The sequence below is a fragment of the Ruegeria sp. ANG10 genome, from assembly GCF_040705255.1.
GTDB lineage: Bacteria > Pseudomonadota > Alphaproteobacteria > Rhodobacterales > Rhodobacteraceae > Ruegeria.
The window spans coordinates 590448-612142 of the sequence record NZ_JBFCVU010000002.1 but is presented as its reverse complement, the minus strand read 5'-3'; the positions used below and the strand labels follow the sequence as shown (position 1 = coordinate 612142).

The window sequence follows — 21695 nt, the reverse complement described above, 5'->3', positions numbered from 1 at the left end:
CACGGCGGCAGAGACGATGTTCTCGGACGCGATCAACTCGATCTCATCGCGCTGGCGGCCCAGCTCAGATGTGATCGAGCCAAACAACTCAGGGTCACGGTCGGATAGGGATTGGGTGAAAAAACCGGTATCACGAAGATTAGCGTTCATGGGGGCTCCACAGGGCTGGGTAAGAATCTTGCGGATTTCCTATCGGAAACGATTCATATGCAAAAGCTGTAAAGCGACGATTTGGCCCGCTACGGCGTCAAGACTGGCCTATTGGGGAAAGGTATGTTTGTTTCGGAACCAAATGTACAACACCGGAAACCGGAAAAGATGACAAAGAGAATCGCCTTTCTCGCAAGCGACGTCAAAGTGGCGCAATCTGCACGGGAAAGCCTTGTGAAACGGTATGGCAATGCGGCACCCCGAGATGCGGATGTGGTGGTTGCCTTGGGGGGCGATGGGTTCATGTTGCACACGCTGCACAACATGCAGCATCTGGACACGCCCGTTTATGGCATGAATCGCGGCACCATCGGGTTCTTGATGAATGAATTCCACAAAGACGATCTGTTGGACCGTTTGGCCGCGGCTGAAGAAGAGGTGATCAACCCGCTGGCGATGCAGGCCATGGATCAATCCGGTAAGATGCACGAGGCGCTTGCGATCAACGAAGTATCGCTTCTGCGGGCTGGTCCACAGGCTGCACGGTTGAAGATCAGTGTCGATGGTCGGGTGCGGATGGATGAGTTGGTCTGCGATGGGGCCTTGCTGTCTACGCCCGCCGGATCAACGGCTTACAACTATTCGGCGCACGGGCCGATATTGCCTATTGGGTCGGATGTTCTGGCCTTGACGGCGATTGCCGCGTTCCGTCCACGCCGTTGGCGTGGGGCCCTGTTGCCCAAGATCGCGAAGGTTCGTTTCGACGTGCTGGACGCGGATAAACGTCCAGTCATGGCTGACGCGGATTCTGTTTCCTTTCCGGATATCGACTGGGTTGAAATCCGCTCGGAACCAGCGATCCAACACCGTATTCTTTTCGATCCCGGGCACGGATTAGAAGAGCGTTTGATCTCGGAGCAGTTCACCTGATCTCTCAATAGTGAACTTTTTCGAACTTGTGTGATCCAGTTCACAGGCGTTTGACTCACCCTTTGGTAATCTTAACTTGCCCGGAGAACACGCCAAGGTGGGAGTGAGTGGCCACCAGACGGCGTTTTCGAATAATTGCGCAGTTTTCGCGCCGGCGAGGGTAGGTGGTGCTACGCTCGTTGTCAGATTTCCGGGCTTATTTAAGCAAGCGGACCTCGGGTACAAAAACCCGGGGTCTATTTTTGTGATTGAGTGTATTCAGGCGCGTTCTTCCATATTTTGCCAAAGCGGCAGGCACATCTGACCCACGCGCGCTTCGATTGCAGCGGCAGCGTCAACGGCCATGTCCTCGCGCCACTGACGCGCGGCGATCTGGATATTGATTGGTTGCGGCCCTTGCGGCAGTTCGGCCAGACGTGCGGGCACGCAAGCGGCAGGAAGCCCCAGGAAGTTCATTGCGTAGGAATAGACCGCACAACCCAGAACCTCATGCACGCCCTCGGGCCCTTCGGTATCCCGGTCAGGTTTGAAGAAGGGCTGCGGCAGGAAAGGTGAAAGGACCAAAGGATAATCCTGCATGAACAATGACCACTCCCGCGCATAGTGGCTGCGTTTTGCCATCACCTGCAGCAGTTCGGTGCCGAGAATGGGTGGAAACTCCTGAAAATAAACGTCAAAGATATCACGTATGGTTTCCGAGCCTGCAGCCTCGATATCGTTTTTTAGAAGAGTCAGAACCTCGCCCATCAGCGCGCGGTACCCGGTTCGGCCACAGTCGAATACATCAGGCGGCGAGACCTCTTCCACCTGATAGCCCGCGTCAACCAGCGCATCGCGGGCGGTGTCCAGGGCCTTGTCGACCTCGGGGTGCAGCGCATACCCGAAGGTGTCTTTGGTGAAGGCAACCTTGATAGGTCCATCCATCGGCGCACCGCGCCAGGGCATCGGGACGTGAAACGGATCACGCGGGTCTGCCGCGATCAGGCTTGGCATCGACAGGTGAAGGTCGGCAGCAGAGCGGGTGATCAGCCCTTGTACCGACATGGATTGCGCCAATAATCCGCGCTCGGTTTGTTGGCTTGGGTTCCAGGCGGGTACGCGGCCCAGGCCGGGCTTTACTGTGACCGCACCGTTGGCGGCGGCTGGAAACCGCAGGCTGCCGCCAATGTCGTTACCATGCGCCAACGCCCCAATCCCGGCCATCACGGCAGCCCCTGCGCCCCCTGACGACCCGCCAGGCGAGATGTGCCGACCCCATGGGTTATGCGTGCGCCCATGCAGAGGGTTGTCTGTGTCAGCGCGGAACGAGAACTCGGGCGTGTTGGTGCGCCCGATCACCACCGCCCCGGCGTTTTGCAGGTTACGGACAATCGGCGCGTCATCAGGCGCAATCACGTCTTTCAAGGCCACCACGCCATTCGAGGTCGCATGGCCCTTTTGGTCGACGTTGATTTTTATCGTGACTGGCACTCCGTGCAGCAGTCCGGTTGGTGCGCCCTGTGTCCGTTTCTGATCAAGGGCGCGTGCGCGCTCCAACGCCTCGGCGCTCAAGTCCTCAACCACTGCGTTCAGGCCGGGGTTCGCCTGATGCATTCTGTCAACGGCGCTTTGCACCGCGCCCTCGGCGCTCAACTCGCCACTGCGGGTCAGGGCGGTCAGGTCGGTGGCGGTCAGACGCCAGATGTCTGTTTGTGTCATGGGCCCTCACTGTCTTGAGCAGACAGTAGGGGCCTTGTGTCCGGTTGCAAGGGAAAGCCGTGCGGCGGGCGACCAACGGCCGCCCGAAGCTTGGCTACTGCGCAAAGCCGATGGATTTCAATGCCACGGTGATTTCGTCCAGAATGGCCGGATCATCGATGGTTGCGGGCATTTTGTAGTCTTTACTGTCGGCAATCGACACCATTGTCCCGCGCAGGATTTTTCCGGATCGGGTCTTGGGCAGGCGATCCACCACGACAGCTTGTTTGAACGCCGCCACCGGGCCGATCTTTTCGCGCACCAGCTTGACCACATCCTGCACAACCTCGCCGTGGTCGCGATCACAACCCGCGTTAAGGCACAAGAAGCCAACGGGCATCTGACCCTTGAGCTGATCTGATACGCCGATCACTGCGCATTCGGCGACGTCGGGATGGGCGGCCAGAACCTCCTCCATCCCGCCGGTGGACAGGCGGTGACCCGCGACGTTGATCACGTCATCGGTGCGCGCCATGATGTAGAGGTACCCATCCTCATCAATCATACCCGCATCGCCGGTTTCATAGTATCCGGGGAATTGGTTCAAGTAGGATTTGCGGAACCGCTCTTCCGCATTCCACAGCGTCGGCAACGTACCCGGAGGCAGCGGCAGTTTCACCGCAATCGCGCCCAACTCACCGGGTTTCATCGGATGGCCGCCTTCGTCCAGAATCTGCACGTCATAGCCAGGCATCGGCTTGGCAGGAGAGCCCAGCTTGACCGGCAATTCCTCGATCCCCAACGGGTTTCCGGCGATGGTCCAACCGGTTTCAGTTTGCCACCAATGGTCGATCACGGGCACTTTCAGTGCGTCCTGTGCCCACTCGATCGTATCGGGGTCGGCGCGTTCACCGGCCAGAAACAAGGCGCGCAGATTGGACAGATCGTATTGCGCAATCAACTCACCCGAGGGATCCTCGCGCTTGACGGCACGAATGGCGGTGGGGGCGGTGAAGAAGCTTTTGACCTTGTGTTCAGATATCACCCGCCAAAAGGTGCCCGCATCGGGGGTGCCGACAGGCTTGCCTTCGAATACAATCGTGGTGTTGCCGTGGATCAGCGGTGCATAGCAGATGTAGGAATGCCCCACGACCCAACCCACATCCGACGCCGCCCAAAAGACGTCTCCGGGGTCGACGTCATAGATGTTCTTCATCGTCCAGTTCAGTGCCACCAAATGACCGGCGGTGGGGCGCACCACGCCCTTGGGTGCGCCGGTGGTGCCCGAGGTATAGAGGATATAGGCCGGATCGTTGCCATCCACAGGCACACATTCCGCCGGTTCGACCCCGTATTGGAAGCCATGCCAATTAAAGTCACGCCCCTCGATCAGTTGCGCTACTTCCTGCTCACGCTGGAAGATCACGCAGAAATCGGGTTTGTGGCTGGCCATGTCGATAGCACCGTCCAGCAACGGTTTGTAGTGAACCACGCGGCCCGGCTCCATCCCGCAGGACGCGGCGATGATTGCCTTGGGCCTGGAATCGTCGATCCGAACCGCCAGCTCGTTGCTGGCAAAGCCGCCGAACACCACTGAATGCACGGCCCCCAAACGGGCGCAGGCCAGCATCGCCTCAAGCGCTTCGGGGATCATCGGCATGTAGATGATGACGCGGTCGCCTTTTTCGATACCCTTTGCCCGCAATGCCCCTGCCAACGTGGCCACGCGGTTGCGCAGCTCGACATATGAAATCTCGCGCTTGGTGTGGGTGATGGGACTGTCATAGATGATGGCCGTTTGCTCGCCTCGGCCGCTTTCAACATGGCGGTCCACTGCATTCCAGCAGGTGTTGACCTTGGCATCGCAGAACCATTCATAAAGCGGCGCGTTCTCGTCAAACAGGGCCTTGGTCGGAGGTTGAACCCAATCGATCCCTTTGGCGGCCTCCATCCAGAACCCATCTGGGTCGTTCTTCCAGCTTTCGTATACGTCCTGATAGGCCATGGCGTCCTCCTCCAACCCAGCTTTTGGAATGTGTTAGGCATCCTCGGCAAACCGAGCAAGCCGTGCTGTTGATGGCGCGTCAGTTTATCGCAAAAATATTTGCAACTTTCGTCGTTTCTTCATGCAAATTTTTGCAAAATACCTGCTTCCGATAGGCTTGGAGGTGAGTTATTTTGGGTTTTGCAAATGTGCAAACTTGCTTCCTGCAAATTATGTGTGTCACAAGAATCAACTTGCCCGGTGTTCTAACGGGACAGGGGATCGCGTCACTTGGGGCGAGCATAGAGGGCAGCAGATACAGAAGACGTGGCAACACAGCAATAAGCGGCGCGATGGCATTAGCAACACTAGGTAGCAATGCCATCACGTTTCCTGCGCACCGCGTTGCTATGACGGGGTTCTTTTATACTGACCTTCGGTTCGACGGGGGCAAATTAACCGTAGTGCGTGACCGGAGTGCCGCCAATCGCGGCCATGTTCAGCAATCCGCGTGCGGTGATGGACGGGGTCACAATATGCGCCTTGTTACCCATGCCCATCAGTATCGGCCCAACCTCAAGCCCGTCGGCTTTCATCTTCAGAATATTGCGCACGCCACTGGCCGCATCTGCGTGGGCAAAAATCAACACGTTTGCGGCACCTTCTAGACGTGAATTCGGGAAGATCCGCTCGCGCAGTTCCGGATCCAATGCGGTGTCCAGATTCATCTCGCCCTCATAGATGAAATCGCGGGGTTCGCTGTCCAGGATCGCAATGGCATCGCGCAGTCGTCTGCCGGACCCTTCGGCCTGATTGCCGAATTGCGATTGTGAGCAGAAGGCGATCTTGGGCTCGATCCCAAAACGGCGCACATGGCGGGCTGCGCCTATTGTGGTCTCGGCCAGTTCTTCAGGGGTGGGCAATTGCCGCACATGAGTGTCTGCGATGAATAGGGGGCCATCTTCTAGGATCATCAGCGACAGGGCGCCATGGGGGTGCAGGTCGCCATCGTTGAGAACCTGTTCCACGTAGTTCAGATGCCAGCGGTATTCGCCAAACGTGCCGCAGATCATGCAGTCGGCTTCGTCGCGATGCACCATGATGGCGCCGATGGCCGTGTTGTTGGTGCGCATGATCGCCTTGGCCTGATCTGGGGTGACGCCGCGGCGTTGCATGATCTGGTGGTACGAGGACCAATAATCGTAATAGCGCGGGTCGTCATGTGGGTTGACGATCTGAAAGTCTTGACCCGGTCGCACCGCCAGCCCCAGCCGTTCACAACGGGTCTCGATTACCTCTGGGCGACCTATCAGGATTGGGGTTTCGGTAGTTTCTTCCAAAATGGCTTGGGCCGCGCGCAGCACCCGCTCGTCCTCACCCTCGGCAAAGACGATCCGGCGCGAGGCGACCGATGCGGCCTCAAAGACCGGGCGCATCAGCAGTGCGGATTTAAACACGGATTGGTTCAGGCGCTCCTTGTACGCCTCGAGATCGGCGATAGGGCGTTTGGCCACGCCACTTTCCATCGCAGCTTTGGCAACGGCCGAAGACACCACCCCCACAAGTCGGGGGTCAAAGGGCTTTGGGATCAGATAGTCAGGCCCGAATGTCAGATGCTCACCCTTGTAAGCTGCGGCAGCTTCGGCGCTGGTGGTGGCGCGGGCCATTTCAGCGATGCCCTCAACGCAGGCAATTTGCATTTCGTCATTGATCTCGGTCGCGCCTACATCCAAAGCGCCACGGAAGATGAATGGAAAACACAAAACGTTGTTGACCTGATTGGGAAAGTCGCTGCGCCCGGTGGCGATGATGGCATCCGGGGCCACCTCGCGCGCGGCTTGCGGCAAGATTTCCGGTGTCGGGTTCGCCAATGCGAAAATGATCGGGCGCTTGGCCATTTTTTCAACCATTTCCGGCTTAAGGACGTTAGGGCCGCTAAGGCCAAGGAACAGGTCGGCGTCACCAATCACATCATCCAGCGTGCGCAGGTCGGATTTCTGCGCGAATTGATCCTTATGCGGATTCATGTCTTCGGCGCGGCCCTCATAGACCAGCCCATGAATGTCACACAGCCAGATATTCTCGCGCTTTACGCCCAGTTTGACCAGCATGCTAAGGCAGGCGATCCCCGCCGCTCCGCCGCCGGTCGAGACAACCTTGATATCCTCGAATTTCTTCTCTGCAACGTGCAGGGCGTTTCTGGCTGCGGCGCCTACAACGATGGCGGTGCCGTGTTGATCGTCGTGAAAGACCGGAATGTTCATCCGCTCACGGCACAGCTTTTCGACGGTAAAGCAATCGGGTGCCTTGATGTCTTCCAGATTGATGGCGCCAAAGGTCGGTTCCAGCGCGCAGACGATATCGGCCAGCTTTTCTGGGTCGGGCTGATCGACCTCAATGTCAAAACAGTCGATCCCGGCGAATTTCTTGAACAGAACGGCCTTGCCTTCCATCACCGGTTTCGACGCCAGCGCGCCGATATTCCCCAACCCCAGAACCGCTGTCCCGTTTGAGACGACCGCCACCAGATTGCCCCGTGCCGTATAACGTTCTGCATCAGCTGCGTTAGCCTTGATTTCAAGACAAGCCTCGGCCACCCCCGGAGAATACGCACGGGCCAGATCGCGGCCGTTTGCCATGGGTTTTGTCGCCTTGATCTCGAGCTTTCCGGGCTTTGGATGTTCATGATAATCAAGCGCGGCCTGCCGCAGGCTGGGTGTGTCGGACATGGCGTCTCAGCTCCGTTTTCAAAATTGATTTAGCCTTAAACTATTTTTTTCTGCTTGGCTACGTTGCACGTCTTAATTTGGCAAACAAGGCGGTTATGTCTCTGTGGTTGCTTTCCGTGGCAAAAGACTTACACTCCCGCGACTTTCGAACACACCCCCTTCTGGACCGAGAATAACAGCATGCGCTCTAAAGAAAACGGCGAGGTTGATAAGACCCTATCGCTGAATACCGGCAAGTTTGGAACTGAACATTTCGCGTTTCGCGCAGCCCTTGTTCTGGCCGTGTTGGTATTGTGTGCGATTTCAGTGTGGCCGATGCAGGCCGAGGCATTCAACCAGGAAGGCGGTCTGATCGAAACGGGTTCAGCTGCGGCATTGCTGGTGGCTGGTATCGCCGCATTGGTACGGTATCGTGGGATCAGCCGGTTATACATCGGCGTGGTTTTGCTGCTGTTGGCGGAACGAGAGCTTGAGGCCGATATTTATGCGGTAGACAGTTTTCCGTACTTCATTCTGCACGGGATGGATGTTCTTCTGGATATGACGATTGTGCGTGTAATCCTGGCGGTGATCGTGCTGGGCGGGGTCGCCTGGCATGGGGTGCCAAACGGGTGGCGGGCACTAAAAGAGCGGGCGCCCTTTCTGCTGGTGTTCTTTATTGCGGGTATGTGTGCCGTCGTGGCGCAGGGTCTGGAAGAGGTCAGCAGCGCCTTGGGCGACGAGATGACGACCGTCATGGCAACTCGTCTGTTCGTGCTGGAAGAAACGCTCGAGATGTTCTTTTCGATTGGCATTTTGGCTGCCGTTCTGATCGGATGGCCAAAATCCAAGCCCGATGGAACATCAGATGAGCAAATCGCAAACTCGGACATGCGCTGAAATCCGCCTGCCCACGCAGGAACTGCGCGACGACATCCCATTTTATACAAAGGTTTTGGGGATGCGGATGGACATGATCTATCCCGCCGACGATCCGCGCACCGCCGTGTTTTCCGGCCACGGTCTGCGTGTGCGGATCGAAAAGGACGCTCCCGAACCCCCCGGTACAATGCGCATCTTAACAGACAACCCGGATGAATTTGCAGGTGGCCAGCGTACTCTGGTGGCCCCCAATGGCACGCGGGTTGAGATTGATGAGTTGAACCCGCCAATGGTCATGCCGGAAACGGTGCATTCTTTCATGGTGCGAAGGCTCAAGGATCAGGCGCCGTGGATCATCGGGCGGGCGGGAATGCATTACCGTGATTTGGTGCCAGACCGGTTGGGCGGATCGATCATCGCCAGCCATATCCGCATCCCTGACGGCGGGCCGGTGCCGGACATGGTGCATTTTCACAAGGTCGGTTTTCAGCTGATTTTCTGCATCCACGGGTGGGTGGATGTGGTTTATGAGGATCAAGGCGATAAGATGCGCCTGACCGCGGGCGATTGCTTTATCCAGCCCCCCGAAATCCGCCACCGCGTGCTTGAGGCCTCCGACAATGTGCAGGTGATCGAGATCGGCGTTCCCGCTGAACATGTCACCGAGATTGACCACGATATGGACCTGCCCACGCCTCACTACCGCCCTGACCGGGAATGGCAAGGTCAGCGGTTTGTCTTTAATCATGCCGAAGGGGCCGAATGGGGACCGTTCCGCCTGCCGGGTTATATCTGCCGCGACACCACGATTGCCGAAAACACCAAGGGCGTGGCCGGGGTGCAGGTTGTGCGCAAAGGGCAGGGCAATCCAGTTTGGGCCGCCCATGACACCGATATCCACTTTACCTTTGTCATGGGGGGCGAGGTTACGCTGGAGGGTGAAGGCCGTGATCCCTATCGGCTGGAGCAGGGAGACGCTTTTGTCATCCCTCCCGGCATGCGTACTCGCCTGTCCGACCCGTCCGAAGATTTGGAACTGCTCGAGGTCACGTTGCCGGGTACGTTCAAAACAACGCTGGACTAAGAGGATTTTGGCCCAGGAATCTGCTGTCCGGGGCTTCAACTCCCCGGTCGGTTTCATTTAGGGTATGACTTTCTGACCAGATGATCAAAAATTGGGGAATCGCCATGACTTTGAAAGATGCAGCTTTGTCTGTCCGGGAAAAAGCCTATGCGCCCTATTCCAATTTCAAGGTTGGCGCAGCGATCCGAGCAGCGTCGGGCGAGGTATTTGCGGGCTGTAACGTCGAAAACGTAGCGTACCCAGAAGGTACCTGCGCCGAGGCTGGTGCCATCGCCGCCATGGTCGCGGCAGGCGAACAGGAATTGACCGAGGTTTATGTTGTTGCCTCCTCGCCGCAGCCGGTGCCGCCTTGCGGGGGATGCCGCCAGAAACTGGCCGAGTTCGGCAAGCGTGATGTCAAGGTGACCTTGGCCAGCGTCGATGGCGCCGAACTGGAAACAACCATCGGTGACCTTCTGCCGGGTGCATTTGACGCCTCGCACATGGCGGATGTCTGAGGCTATGGACGCCCGTTCGATCATTGCCAAATTGCGTCGCGAACAAGTGCCTAACGCGGAGGAACTGACCTGGTTCGCGCAGGGCCTTGCCGACGGTGGCGTCAGTGATGCGCAGGCCGGGGCCTTTGCCATGGCCGTCTGCATGGGCGGTCTGGGCGCGCAGGGCCGCGCTGACCTGACGGTGGCAATGCGAGACAGCGGCGATGTTCTAAGTTGGGATTTTGATGGCCCGGTGATCGACAAACACTCGACCGGAGGGGTGGGCGACAGCGTCAGTTTGGTGCTGGCCCCGGCACTGGCCGAACTGGGGGCTTATGTCCCGATGATCTCAGGCCGTGGGTTGGGCCACACCGGTGGCACGTTGGACAAGCTTGAGGCCATTCCGGGTGTCAGCACCCAGATCGGGCAGGACCGTCTAACCCAGATCCTGCGCGATACCGGTGCGGCCATTGTCGGTGCGACCGGACAGATAGCGCCTGCAGACAAGCGGCTCTATGCGATCCGCGACGTGACAGCGACGGTGGAAAGCCTGGATCTGATCACCGCGTCGATCCTGTCCAAGAAACTGGCGGCGAGCCCCGAAGCTTTGGTGCTGGACGTCAAGGTAGGAAGCGGTGCGTTCATGAAAACGTTGGAAGACGCCCGCAAGCTAGCGAAAGCGCTGACGGAAACCGCGAATGCGGCAGGATGTCGAACTTCGGCGGTGATTACTGACATGCATCAGCCCTTGGCCCCGGCGCTGGGCAATGCGTTGGAAGTGGCCGAGGTGATGAATGTCCTGACCCACGACCATTACGCTCCATTGGCTGAAATTTCGGCGGAACTGGGCGGGGTTTTGCTGGCCGATGCCGGTATGTTCGCAACCGCCGATGAGGGGCGCGACAAGATCACCGATGTGATCCGCGATGGCCGTGCGGCGGAACGGTTCGGTCGCATGATGGCCGCTGTTGGCGGACCACTGCAGTTTGTAGAGAACTGGTCACGCTATCTGCCCGAAGCAAGCGTGATCCTTGAAGTTCCGGCACCGAATGCGGGCTACATTGCGGCAATCGACGGTGAGGCGCTGGGCCTCGCCGTGGTCGCCTTGGGTGGTGGGCGGCAGGTCGAAGACGACGTCATCGACCCCGCGGTCGGCCTGTCAGGCATTGTTCGTCTGGGGGACAAGGTCGACAGGGGAGCGCCCTTGGCCGTGATCCACGCAGCCCGCGAAGACGCGGCACGACAGGCGGCCGACACGGTCCTGCGAGCCATCACGATAGGTAAAGGCACCGCCATGACCCCAACGCTTGTGCATGAAAGGATCAGGCCGTGACCCGTGCCTTTTTGGTGGTGATGGACTCGGTGGGCATCGGCGGCGCACCGGATGCGGACCGCTTTTTTAATGGTGAAACCCCTGATACCGGTGCCAACACGTTGGCTCATATTGCTCAGGCCTGCGCTGACGGGCGGGCGGAAGAGGGGCGCACAGGGCCACTGCACCTGCCCAATCTGGATGCGCTGGGGTTGGGGGCCGCGACACATTTGGCCTCGGGTGCAGAAACGCCCGGGTTGCAGGCCACACCCGCAGGGCTATGGGGCTGCGCGCGCGAGTATTCTCCAGGCAAGGATACGCCTTCGGGACATTGGGAGCTGGTCGGGCTGCCGGTGCCGTGGGATTGGCACTATTTCCCAGATACAACGCCGTCATTCCCGCCTGACTTAGCACGTGCCGCCGCCGAGGCGGTCGGAGCCGAGGGTATTCTAGGTGATTGTCACGCTTCGGGCACGGCGATTATCGCCGAACTGGGGGCCGAGCATATGCGGACCGGTTGGCCGATCTGCTACACTTCAGCCGACAGCGTGTTTCAAATCGCAGCGCATGAAGAAAGCTTTGGCCTCGACCGTTTGCTGCAGATGTGCAAGGCGCTGGCGCCCCGTCTGCACGAAATGAAAGTGGGGCGTGTTATCGCACGGCCCTTTGTCGGATCGCCAGAAGACGGGTTCACCCGCACCACCAACCGCAAGGATTTCGCAATCCTGCCACCCGCGCCGGTCCTGACCAACTGGGCACAAGATGCCGGTCGGCGCGTGCATGCGGTGGGCAAGATAGGTGACATATTCTCGATGCAGGGGATCGACACGTTGCGTAAGGGCTCGGATGCCGAACTGATGAGGCATCTGTCCGATCTGGTTGTCGATGCCGAAGAGGGTAGCCTGTCCTTCGCCAATTTCGTCGAGTTTGACAGCCTTTACGGCCACCGTCGCGACATCAGCGGCTATGCCCGCGCGCTTGAATGGTTTGACACTGAGATCGGTGTGATCCTGCAAAAGCTGCGCCCGGGCGATCTGATGCTGCTGACCGCCGATCATGGCAATGATCCCAGTTGGATCGGCACGGACCACACGCGCGAACAAGTGCCTGTTCTGATCGCCGGGCTAGGCGCGGGCCAAATTGGTGCGATCAATTTCGCTGACGTCGCCGCCAGCATCGCACACCACCTTAATATTCCGGCACAGGGGCCGGGAAAGAGTTTTCTATGACCGTCGCAGACCTGCCAAAGATCGAGCTACACCTGCATCACGAAGGCGCGGCCCCGCCCGCCTTTATCCGCCAATTGGCACGTGAAAAGCGCATTGACCTGAGCGGTATTTTCAAGCAGGACGGCAGCTATGACTTCCGCGATTTCGCCCATTTTCTCAGCGTCTATGAGGCCGCTTGCGAAGTATTGAAAACGCCCGAGGATTTCCGTCGTCTCACCCTCGCGATCCTCGAAGAAAGCGCGGCGAATGGTGTAGTGTATTCCGAAACCTTCCTGAGCCCCGATTTCTGCGGTGGCGGCGATCTGGATGCCTGGCGCGACTATCTGAGCGCCATTCAGGACGCCGCCGACGAGGCTGAACGCAAGTTCGACATCACCTTGCGTGGTGTCGTCACCTGTGTCCGCCATTTCGGGCCGGAACAGGCAAAGATCAGCGCCCATTGCGCGGCAGAGACCGCCGGGGACTGGATTACCGGGTTCGGTATGGGCGGCAACGAATCCGTTGGCACGCAGGGCGATTACCAATGGTCCTTTGATTGCGCGCGCGAGGCCGGGTTGCGCCTGACCACCCATGCGGGGGAGTTCGGCGGCCCCGAAAGTGTGCGCGATGCGATCCGCGATTTGGGGGTCGAACGGGTCGGCCACGGTGTCCGCGCCATCGAAGACTCGGACTTGATCCGCGAACTGGTCGACCGAGAGGTCACGCTTGAGGTTTGCCCCGGGTCAAACGTGGTACTGGGCCTGTTCCCCAATTTCGACGCCCACCCGATTGCCAAACTGCGCGATGCGGGCGTCAAAGTCACCATCTCCACCGATGACCCGCCGTTTTTCCATACCACCATGCGGCGTGAATATGAGATGCTGGGCAAAGCCTTCGGTTGGGAGGCCGAGGATTTTGCCGCCCTGAACGACACGGCCCTTGCGGCTGCCTTTTGCGATGAAGACACCCGCGCGCGGGTCAAGAAAAGACTGGAGAGATCATGAGCGAACACCTGACCGTCGTCGACCACCCGCTGGTCCAGCACAAACTGACGCTCATGCGGGACAAAGGTACCTCGACTGCCGTCTTTCGCCAATTGCTGCGTGAGATCACGCTGCTGCTGGCTTATGAGGTCACGCGTGAGCTGAAGCTGACCACCCGCCACATCGAAACCCCGATGGAGGAGATGGACGCCCCCATTCTGGCCGGCAAGAAACTGGCGCTGGTGTCGATCCTGCGCGCCGGAAACGGCATGCTGGATGGGGTTTTGGAATTGATACCCTCGGCCCGCGTTGGGTTTGTTGGTCTCTACCGGGATGAGGAAACGCTGAAACCGGTACAGTACTACTTCAAAGCCCCCGAAGGGCTGAAGGACCGTCTGGTCATAGCCGTTGACCCGATGCTGGCCACCGGCAACAGCTCGGCCGCAGCGATTGATCTGCTGAAAGAGGCCGGAGCCACCGATATCCGCTTCCTGTGCCTGCTTGCCGCACCCGAAGGCGTGGAGCGCATGAAAGAAGCCCACCCGGATGTCAAAATCGTCACCGCCGCGCTGGATCGAGAGTTGAACTCAAAAGGCTATATCATGCCCGGTCTCGGCGATGCGGGCGACCGGATGTTTGGCACTAAGTAAGCTATTCGCCGCAGATATTTTGCAGCCGGACCCAATCGCGGTCCGGCAGTACCTGTTGCAAGGGGCGGCCCGCCATCGGGTCGGCCTCGATCAGGCCCAGAACCGTCTCACCCGTGACATCCACGGCATAGGCGTATGGTGTCGACGGCAGCGCGGCCTGGGCGAACACTTCTAACAGATCATCCTCGGGCAGGGACGGGCGGGGTTCGGACAGAACTTGTTCGGTGTAAGCGTCGATATTCCCAGGCGTCAGCTCTCCGGTCGTCAACAAACGGAAAGCCGTTGTGGCGCCGGTGCGGTCCAGCAGATCATCCAGCGGATCCTGCGCCTGTGTCCGGGCACGTTCGGCGATGACGTAGCCAGCAGCGACCGAAGGGTCTTCGTGATCTTCGACCAGCGCCCGGTTCAGCAGAACAATCCCGCCCGGAAGGCTCAGGCTGGTCTGCACGCCTGCGGGCAGAATGACGATTTTCCGAACGCCGGTGCGCGCGGCCAACTGATCAAGCGCGGCCTGCGCATCTTCGGACGTACAGGCCCGCCCCGAGACCCGCTCGATCCGCTGCAGGATCGTATTCCCGATATCCGCGCGTTTGATGTCAGGCACAACTGATACGACATGGTTCTGCAACGCCGTCGGCATCCACAGCAGCAACAGAGCGGCAACGGCGGCCACCACACCCGCAACACTGAGCCAACGCAACCGGCCAGGATGCGGCCGCGCCCGGTCGATGGCACGCTGCAGACGGTCGATGGCCTCGATCATCGTGGTCTCGGTTTCCTCCAGCTCCAGCGTTTCGTCCGGGTCGCCGTCGGGGTTGAACAGGGCTGGAAAGACGCCGGGGTTCTGGCGCACCAACGCGGCCAGAGACCAATGAGTCAACGCCTGTTCGTTGAAGTCCGAGATTGTCAGCGTGGCCTCTCCAATCGACACCACTACCTCGCGCCGCTGCACATCCGGCGAGGGACGCCACAGACCGGTCGCTTCGATCCGCTGGTACTGTTTAAGTGCTGTCTTCAAGGTGAGGGATGCTCGTACTTATTTTGTTTCAGCTTAGCATGGTAAAATCCAAAGGCGCAAACCTGTTGCGCGCCGATTTGTAATTGTGCTGTATATCGCGATGCGCGGCAGATCAGAGTGTCACGCACCACTTTGCTACTGGGGTGCAAAATGCAGGCAGATACTCAGACCTCACCGATATTGGCCTCGGTGCTGATGGTCAGCGCTATGGCGATTATCGGGGTGATCGACAATGTGGTGATCCTGCTGGCCGACACGATTGGCCTTTGGCAGTTCCACCTGAGTCGTGCCTTGCTGATGCTGCCACTGATCGCGGGCCTGTCGTTGTTGGGGATGGGCAGTTTGCGCCCGCGACGGCTGGGGCCGGTAATTCTACGCAGTGTATTGATCACACTGGCGATGCTGTTCTACTTCGCCTCACTGGCGTTGATGCCGATTGCGCAGGCGCTGGCGGGGCTGTTCACGTCACCAATCTTTGTGTTGTTGATCTCGGCATTCGCAATGGGGCAAAGGATCGGCCCATGGCGTATTTTGGCGGTTTTAATCGGGTTTTCAGGCACTCTATTTGTGCTGCAACTCAACCCTTATGAATTTGACGCCCGGACATTGCTGCCGATAGCCGGAGGGTTATTCTATGCCCTCAGCTCCATCGTCACGCGCAAGTATTGCGCGCAGGAAAGCACGGTGGCGCTGTTGGCAGCCATGATCATCACGCTTGGGTTGGCGGGGGCAATTGGCTTGGCTGTGTTGTCGTTTGTGCCGCATTCCTTCCCGGATGGGTTCGTGACACGCGGCATGGTCTGGCAGATGCAACCCGCGTTGATCTGGGTCGTCATACAGGCGGTCGGCTCAACAATCGCAGTCTTCATGTTGATCAAGTCCTATCAGATCGGTGAGACCTCATATGTTGCTGTGTTCGAATATTCGGTGATGATTTTCGGCCCGCTATTCGCCTGGGTGGCACTGAGTCAGGCGATTGGTGTCATGCAAATTATGGGGATTGGCCTGATCGCGGCTGCGGGTGCGTTGCTGGGCTGGCGCTCAAAGCGCGCGGCCGCGCTGGGAGAGGCGGCGTGATCATCTCGCCCGGGCGCGGCTATGTGTTCGTCCATATTCCTAAAACCGGTGGCACGTCTTTGGCACAGGCGCTGGAAGCACGGGCAATGAAGGATGACATCCTGATCGGGGATACGCCCAAAGCTGTGAGGCGCCGCAAACGGGCCAAGGCGCTGAAGGGCAGGGGACGGTTATGGAAACATTCGACCCTGACCGACATTGACGGAGTTCTGTCGGTCCAGGAATTGCAGGCTCTGACCACTTTCACCATGGTGCGCAATCCGTGGGACCGGATCGTCAGCTATTATCACTGGCTGCGCGTGCAAGGCTTTGACCACCCGACGGTTTCGCTGGCAAAGGCTGTGACTTTTGACCAGTTTGTTTTGCACCCCGATACGACGCAGTCATTCCGACAGAGCCCGGCGCGGCACTATATGACCCGCGCGGATGGAGTCGAACAATGCCGGTTCTACATTCGGCTGGAGTACTTCGAACAGGACGCGGCCCCCTTGTTCGACCTTCTGGGATTTCACCTAAGCTTACCCAGGCTCAATCGATCCGAGCGGTTGGAAGGTTATCGCGGGTATTATTCGGATCAGACCGCCAGTGCTGTCGCCGAGGCCTGTGCTGAAGACATCGCTAGATTCGGCTATGCATTTGATGCGATTGACCGCGCATAGTTTCCAATTCGAGTCCAATTTTATTAATTTTCACGGTGTTGTTTGGGTTTAGGTCGTTTATCGATCCCGAAATGGCCCAAATCTGGCCGCAATATGTCAAAAATAAGTCACCCCACTTAATCCTGTGTTAATCATCGAACGTAGTTGTAGTGAGTAAAAAGTGGGTTCGGTTCTTGTTGAAAGTAGACAGTGTAATTGATTTTGCAGAACGTTCTGAGTTCCAGAACTTCGCAGAACCGCAGGCCGCGTTGAACGCACGCCGGGGCGGTTTGATACATGGCACCAAGGTTTCAACCAAAGGTGGATGGAAGCCGGTAGAAGAGCTTCGGGTCGGCGACCTCATTCGTACATTGGACAATGGTTTCAAGGCGATAAATCGCATTGCAACGGATTGCATCACGGTGCCGCCCGATGAAACCAATGCCGATAGCATGCCGGTGCGCATACCTTCACATGCGGCCTATAATGGTCGGGCGGTCTGGTTGATGCCAGAACAAGGCGTGGCGTTGGATAACACCAAGCTGGATCATGATCCGATCACATTGCCGGTCAGCCTGCCTGTTGTTTCGGCAAGGTTGCTGAGCGGCATGTTCCGCATCACTTCGAATGTGCCTGCGTCCTGTTTCGACATTAGCACCCTCTTCTTCGATCAGGATGAGGTGATCTATATCGAAGGTGGCTTCCGGGCCTTTTGCCCCTCGGGACGCTTTGGGACGCGCAATGTCCCTGGTAGGGCGTCATATGAGGTTGTCTCGGCCGAGGCCGCCGCGGATCTGATTTACCTGACTGGAAGACGTCGCGATATTGCCGTTCTGGCCAATTCACTGGGCTCGCTGCCTGCACCGATCTTTGATCACCCGATTGTGCCGACCAGACCGGCCAGGGGGGCACGTCGTCCGGGGCGCCCGGGACGGCCCGCAATGATGATCTGACTGGGAAGCTGTATCTGAGACTGCAAAGTAACGCTGGCGCATGGGGGGCATGCGCCAGCGTTTTTCTTTAGGCGGCCTTTGCTTCGGGGTTGAAGCGGCCGTAGAAGGATTGGCCTTTCTCAGCCATCTCACGCAGCAGCGGCGGGCAGGCGAAGCGCTCGCCATAGGCCTCGGTCAACTGATCACAGCGTTCGGCCGCATAAGGCGTGCCGATGATGTCCAACCAACTGAGCGGACCACCCGACCAAGGCGCAAAGCCCCAACCAAGGATCGCGCCCACGTCACCTTCGCGAATGTCTTCCAGAACACCTTCTTCCAGTGCGCGGACCGCTTCCAAAACCTGTGCAAACATCAGACGTTCCTGCACTTCGATCAGGTCAGGCTGATCCTCGGCATGCGGATACTTGTCCTGCAAGCCTTTCCAGTATTCGACGCGCTTGCCCTTGTCGTCATAGTCGAAGAAGCCCGCGTTTGCCTTGCGACCCAGACGGCCCTGTTCTTCCATCCAGAAGATCAGATCGTCCGAGGGGCTTTCCGGGTAGGCGTCGCCCATCGCCGCCTTGGTCGCGCGTGCGATCTTGGCCCCCAGATCGATCGAGGTCTCATCGGTCAATTGAATAGGTCCCACAGGGAAGCCCAGCTGACGTGCGGCATTGTCGATCAGCACGGGGTTCACGCCCTCGGCAATCATCCGAACACCTTCGTTGATGTAGGGAATAATGCACCGGTTGGCGTAGAAGAAACGCGCATCGTTGACCACGATCGGTGTCTTCCTGATCTGGCGCACATAATCCAGCGCCTTGGCCACCGCGCGATCCCCGGTTTCCTTGCCCTTGATGATTTCGACCAGGAACATCTTTTCAACGGGTGAGAAGAAGTGGATGCCGATGAACTGTTCAGGCCGCGAGGATGCCTTGGCCAGATCGGTGATCGGTAGGGTCGAAGTGTTAGAGGCAAAGATGCAATCCTCGGGGATAATCGCCTCGACCTTTTGGGTCATTTCGGCTTTGACGCCGGGGTCTTCGAAGACCGCTTCGATGATCAGATCGCAGCCCTTCAGGTGATCAAGATCCGGGGTCGCAGTGATGCGATCCAACATGGCTTCTTTCTTTTCAGCGGTGACCTTGCCGCGCTTGATACCCTTGTCCAGATAGCTCTCGGTATAGGCTTTGCCCTTGTCAGCGGCTTCCTGATCGCGGTCGACCAGAACCACTTCCATACCTGCCTGAGCGCTGACCAGTGCGATACCAGCCCCCATCATGCCGGCGCCCAGAACACCGACCTTTTTGACGCGCTGATCCGGCACATCCTTGGGACGCACCGCGCCTTTTTCCAGCGCTTCCTTGTTCAGGAACAGCGACCGGATCATTGCTGAGGAAGACGGGTTCATCAGGATCGAGGTGAACCACCGCGCCTCGATCCGCAGGGCGGTGTCGAAATCGACCAGTGCGCCTTCGTAGATCGAACTCAGCAGCGCTTTGGCCGCAGGGAAGGCACCCTGGGTCTTGCCGTTCACCATGGCGTTGGCACCGACAAAGGTCATGAACCCAGCAGGGTGATAGGGCGCACCGCCGGGCATTTTGTACCCCTTGGCATCCCACGGCTTGACCAAATCGGCGTCTTTTGCGTTCAGAACCCACTCTTTCGCAGCAGCTACCGGATCGTCAGACACGGCGTCGATCAACTGCGCGCCCTTGGCTTTGGCCGGGTCCATCATCTTGCCTTCCAGCAGGACGGGGGCTGCGGCCATCGCGCCGACCATGCGGCTAAAGCGCGTAGTGCCGCCGCCACCGGGGAAGATGCCCAGCAGAATCTCGGGCAGGCCGATCTTGGCCTTCGGGTTGCTGGTCATAACGCGGTGGTGACAGGCCAGCGCGATCTCGGTCCCGATCCCGGCGCAAGTACCATTGATGGCGCAGACCACAGGTTTACCGCCCTTTTTGGTCTTGGGGTCCATGCCCGCAAGTTCCAGCTTGCGCAGGATATGGTGGCCGCCCATGACAAAATCGAACAGGGCCTGCGCCGGTTCATCACCTGCTTCCTGGCGGATGGTGGCCAACGTGTTCAGGTCCATACCACCTGCGAATGAGCCTTCTTTGCCGCTGGTTATGACGATGCCTTTGACCTCGTCATCTTCCAACGCCTGATCGACCAGCGCGCTGACGAGTTGGAACGCCTCGCGGGTCATGACGTTCATGGATTTGCCCTGAGCGTCCCAGGTGATGAAAGCGACGCCGTCCGCGTCTTTGGTCAGAGTGAAATCAGTCATTGTCATCTCCAATCTGGTCAGCCGCCAGCGGGCTGCCATCCTTGCGAGTGAAGGCGAAGCCGTTTTCGTCATCCTTCACCATCATGTCTATGTCGCTGTAATAGCCGGTCTCGGTCGGGGTCCGTGTGCCCACGACCAGAAAGGTCATGGGCGCATCGGTTTTGTTCACAAGGTGATGGCCATTGGCCTCACCTGCAGGCCAAGTGGCGCAATCGCCAGGCTGCAAGTCATGCTCGCCATCGTCGTCGATCAGGGTGCAACTGCCGCTGAGTATGATGGCAAACTCGTCCTGCTCCATGTGGTAGTGGCGCAGTGAGGACATGCCCTGCGGTTCCAGCCGCACGATATTGACCCCGTATTGGGTCAACCCGCCCGCATCGCCCACACGCTGTACGAAACGACCGGCAGTCGCCTGCGCCAGCTTGCCGGGATAAGACGAGCCACCCTTGAACGGAATCTGAGAGAGGTCCAGCTTGGGCATCAGACGCGCTCGATAATGGTTGCCGCACCCATGCCGGACGCGATGCAGAGCGTGGCCAGACCGGTTTCCTTGTCCTGACGCTCAAGCTCATCCAGCAGCGTGCCGATGATCATCGCACCGGTCGCGCCCAGTGGATGACCCATCGCGATTGAGCCGCCGTTGGGATTGACCAGCGCCGGGTCGACATCAAACGCCTGTTGGAACCGCAGCACGACCGAGGCGAAGGCTTCGTTCACTTCGAACAGGTCCAGATCGCTGATCTTCATGCCGTTGTCGGCCAAAATCTTCTCGGTCACCGGAACCGGGCCCGTCAGCATGATGGTTGGATCGGTGCCAATCTTGGCGGTTGCCTTGATGCGGGCACGCGGCTTGAGGCCGTATTTCTCACCGAATTCCTTGTTACCAATCAGTACAGCAGCCGCACCGTCCACGATACCCGAGCTGTTGCCCGCGTGGTGGATGTGATTGATCCGCTCAAGATGCGGGTATTTGATCATCGCGACCTTGTCGAAGCCCGGCATCTGCTCACCCATCATCGCGAACGAGGGGTTCAGCGCGCCAAGGCTTTGCATGTCGGTGCCGGGGCGAATGTACTCGTCGCGGTCCAGAATGGTCAGGCCGTTTTGATCCTTGATGGTGATGACCGATTTCTCGAACCGATTGTCTTCCCAAGCGGCTGCTGCACGTTTCTGCGATTCAACCGCCAGCGCATCCGCATCGTCACGGCTGAACCCATATTCGGTGGCAATAATGTCGGCCGAGATACCCTGCGGCACGAAATAGGTGTCCATCGCCAGCGTCGGATCGACAGCAATCGCCGCACCGTCGCTGCCCATGGCTACGCGCCCCATCATTTCTACGCCACCAGCGATATAAGCTTCACCTGCGCCGCCTTTGACTTGGTTTGCTGCCAGATTCACAGCTTCCATCCCGGAGGCACAAAAGCGATTGATCGCCAGACCGGGGATCGATTGGTCAAGATCGGAGGCCAAAACCGCCGAGCGCGCCAAACAGCCGCCTTGCTCCATCACTTGTGTGACGTTGCCCCAGATCACGTCCTCAACGGCGTGGCCTTCCAGGTTGTTACGCTCTTTCATCGCGTTCAGGGTCAGGGCGGACAGGCGCACCGAGGTTACCTCGTGCAGGCTGCCATCCTTGCGGCCCTTGCCGCGCGGGGTCCGCAGGGCGTCATAAATATAAGCTTCGGTCATGGGT

The 21695-nt window shown here is 58.7% G+C and carries 18 protein-coding genes and 1 pseudogene; 11 read left to right on the top strand and 8 right to left on the bottom strand.

Annotated features, from left to right (window positions below; genetic code table 11):
- Positions 1-150: pseudogene (gene glyA, locus AB1A64_RS07125) on the bottom strand (serine hydroxymethyltransferase); the annotation flags it as partial.
- A gap of 168 nt (positions 151-318) precedes the next feature.
- Between glyA and AB1A64_RS07120 the strand changes: the two are divergent.
- Positions 319-1080: an NAD kinase gene (locus tag AB1A64_RS07120; protein WP_366550760.1), complete on the top strand. Its 762-nt coding sequence runs from the start codon at positions 319-321 to the stop codon at positions 1078-1080.
- A gap of 258 nt (positions 1081-1338) precedes the next feature.
- On the opposite strand, the gene AB1A64_RS07115 is transcribed toward AB1A64_RS07120, so the two are convergent.
- The 3 genes from AB1A64_RS07115 to AB1A64_RS07105 form a co-directional block, all read right to left on the bottom strand.
- Positions 1339-2778: an amidase family protein gene (locus AB1A64_RS07115; protein ID WP_366550759.1), complete on the bottom strand. Its 1440-nt coding sequence runs from the start codon at positions 2776-2778 to the stop codon at positions 1339-1341.
- A gap of 94 nt (positions 2779-2872) precedes the next feature.
- Positions 2873-4762, bottom strand: a complete 1890-nt coding sequence (gene prpE / locus AB1A64_RS07110) for a propionate-CoA ligase PrpE (RefSeq protein ID WP_366550758.1) — start codon at positions 4760-4762, stop codon at positions 2873-2875.
- A gap of 434 nt (positions 4763-5196) precedes the next feature.
- Complete coding sequence (locus AB1A64_RS07105) at positions 5197-7470, bottom strand: NADP-dependent malic enzyme (RefSeq protein WP_366550757.1); 2274 nt, start codon at positions 7468-7470, stop codon at positions 5197-5199.
- 180 nt (positions 7471-7650) lie between these two features.
- On the opposite strand from AB1A64_RS07105, the gene AB1A64_RS07100 reads away from it, so the two are divergent.
- From AB1A64_RS07100 to upp, 7 genes are all read left to right on the top strand, one after another.
- Positions 7651-8349, top strand: coding sequence for a hypothetical protein (locus tag AB1A64_RS07100; protein ID WP_366550756.1), 699 nt, complete (start codon positions 7651-7653; stop codon positions 8347-8349).
- Complete coding sequence (locus AB1A64_RS07095) at positions 8318-9415, top strand: cupin domain-containing protein (RefSeq protein ID WP_366550755.1); 1098 nt, start codon at positions 8318-8320, stop codon at positions 9413-9415. The genes AB1A64_RS07100 and AB1A64_RS07095 overlap by 32 nt, the downstream gene beginning before the upstream one ends.
- A gap of 104 nt (positions 9416-9519) precedes the next feature.
- Entirely contained in the window at positions 9520-9912 is a 393-nt protein-coding gene (locus AB1A64_RS07090; RefSeq protein ID WP_366550754.1) for a cytidine deaminase, read from the top strand.
- Positions 9913-9916: 4 nt separating this feature from the next.
- Positions 9917-11224, top strand: a complete 1308-nt coding sequence (locus AB1A64_RS07085; RefSeq protein ID WP_366550773.1) for a thymidine phosphorylase — start codon at positions 9917-9919, stop codon at positions 11222-11224.
- Complete coding sequence (locus tag AB1A64_RS07080; protein WP_366550753.1) at positions 11221-12432, top strand: phosphopentomutase; 1212 nt, start codon at positions 11221-11223, stop codon at positions 12430-12432. The genes AB1A64_RS07085 and AB1A64_RS07080 overlap by 4 nt, the downstream gene beginning before the upstream one ends.
- The gene (locus tag AB1A64_RS07075; RefSeq protein WP_366550752.1) at positions 12429-13415 is read left to right on the top strand and encodes an adenosine deaminase; all 987 of its coding nucleotides are present in this window, start codon (positions 12429-12431) and stop codon (positions 13413-13415) included. The genes AB1A64_RS07080 and AB1A64_RS07075 overlap by 4 nt, the downstream gene beginning before the upstream one ends.
- Positions 13412-14044, top strand: a complete 633-nt coding sequence (gene upp, locus AB1A64_RS07070) for a uracil phosphoribosyltransferase (RefSeq protein ID WP_170349314.1) — start codon at positions 13412-13414, stop codon at positions 14042-14044. Before AB1A64_RS07075 ends, upp begins: the two co-directional genes overlap by 4 nt.
- 1 nt (position 14045) lies before the next feature.
- On the opposite strand, the gene AB1A64_RS07065 is transcribed toward upp, so the two are convergent.
- The gene (locus tag AB1A64_RS07065) at positions 14046-15062 is read right to left on the bottom strand and encodes a hypothetical protein (RefSeq protein ID WP_366550751.1); all 1017 of its coding nucleotides are present in this window, start codon (positions 15060-15062) and stop codon (positions 14046-14048) included.
- A gap of 150 nt (positions 15063-15212) precedes the next feature.
- Between AB1A64_RS07065 and AB1A64_RS07060 the strand changes: the two genes are divergently transcribed.
- The 3 genes from AB1A64_RS07060 to AB1A64_RS07050 all read left to right on the top strand — a co-directional run bounded on the left by AB1A64_RS07060 (position 15213) and on the right by AB1A64_RS07050 (position 17730).
- Positions 15213-16139, top strand: a complete 927-nt coding sequence (locus AB1A64_RS07060; RefSeq protein ID WP_366550750.1) for a DMT family transporter — start codon at positions 15213-15215, stop codon at positions 16137-16139.
- Positions 16136-16798, top strand: a complete 663-nt coding sequence (locus tag AB1A64_RS07055; RefSeq protein ID WP_366550749.1) for a sulfotransferase family 2 domain-containing protein — start codon at positions 16136-16138, stop codon at positions 16796-16798. The genes AB1A64_RS07060 and AB1A64_RS07055 overlap by 4 nt, the downstream gene beginning before the upstream one ends.
- A gap of 149 nt (positions 16799-16947) precedes the next feature.
- On the top strand, positions 16948-17730 hold the full coding sequence (locus tag AB1A64_RS07050; protein ID WP_366550748.1) for a Hint domain-containing protein: 783 nt from the start codon (positions 16948-16950) through the stop codon (positions 17728-17730).
- 67 nt (positions 17731-17797) lie between these two features.
- Here the strand turns inward: AB1A64_RS07050 and AB1A64_RS07045 are convergent, their stop codons facing one another.
- From AB1A64_RS07045 to AB1A64_RS07035, 3 genes are read right to left on the bottom strand one after another with little or no spacing between them, the layout of a single operon-like run.
- Positions 17798-19999, bottom strand: a complete 2202-nt coding sequence (locus tag AB1A64_RS07045; RefSeq protein ID WP_366550747.1) for a 3-hydroxyacyl-CoA dehydrogenase NAD-binding domain-containing protein — start codon at positions 19997-19999, stop codon at positions 17798-17800.
- Entirely contained in the window at positions 19992-20480 is a 489-nt protein-coding gene (locus AB1A64_RS07040) for a cupin domain-containing protein (RefSeq protein ID WP_366550746.1), read from the bottom strand. The genes AB1A64_RS07045 and AB1A64_RS07040 overlap by 8 nt, the downstream gene beginning before the upstream one ends.
- Positions 20480-21691, bottom strand: a complete 1212-nt coding sequence (locus AB1A64_RS07035) for an acetyl-CoA C-acetyltransferase (protein ID WP_366550745.1) — start codon at positions 21689-21691, stop codon at positions 20480-20482. Before AB1A64_RS07035 ends, AB1A64_RS07040 begins: the two co-directional genes overlap by 1 nt.
- Positions 21692-21695 lie beyond the last annotated feature (4 nt).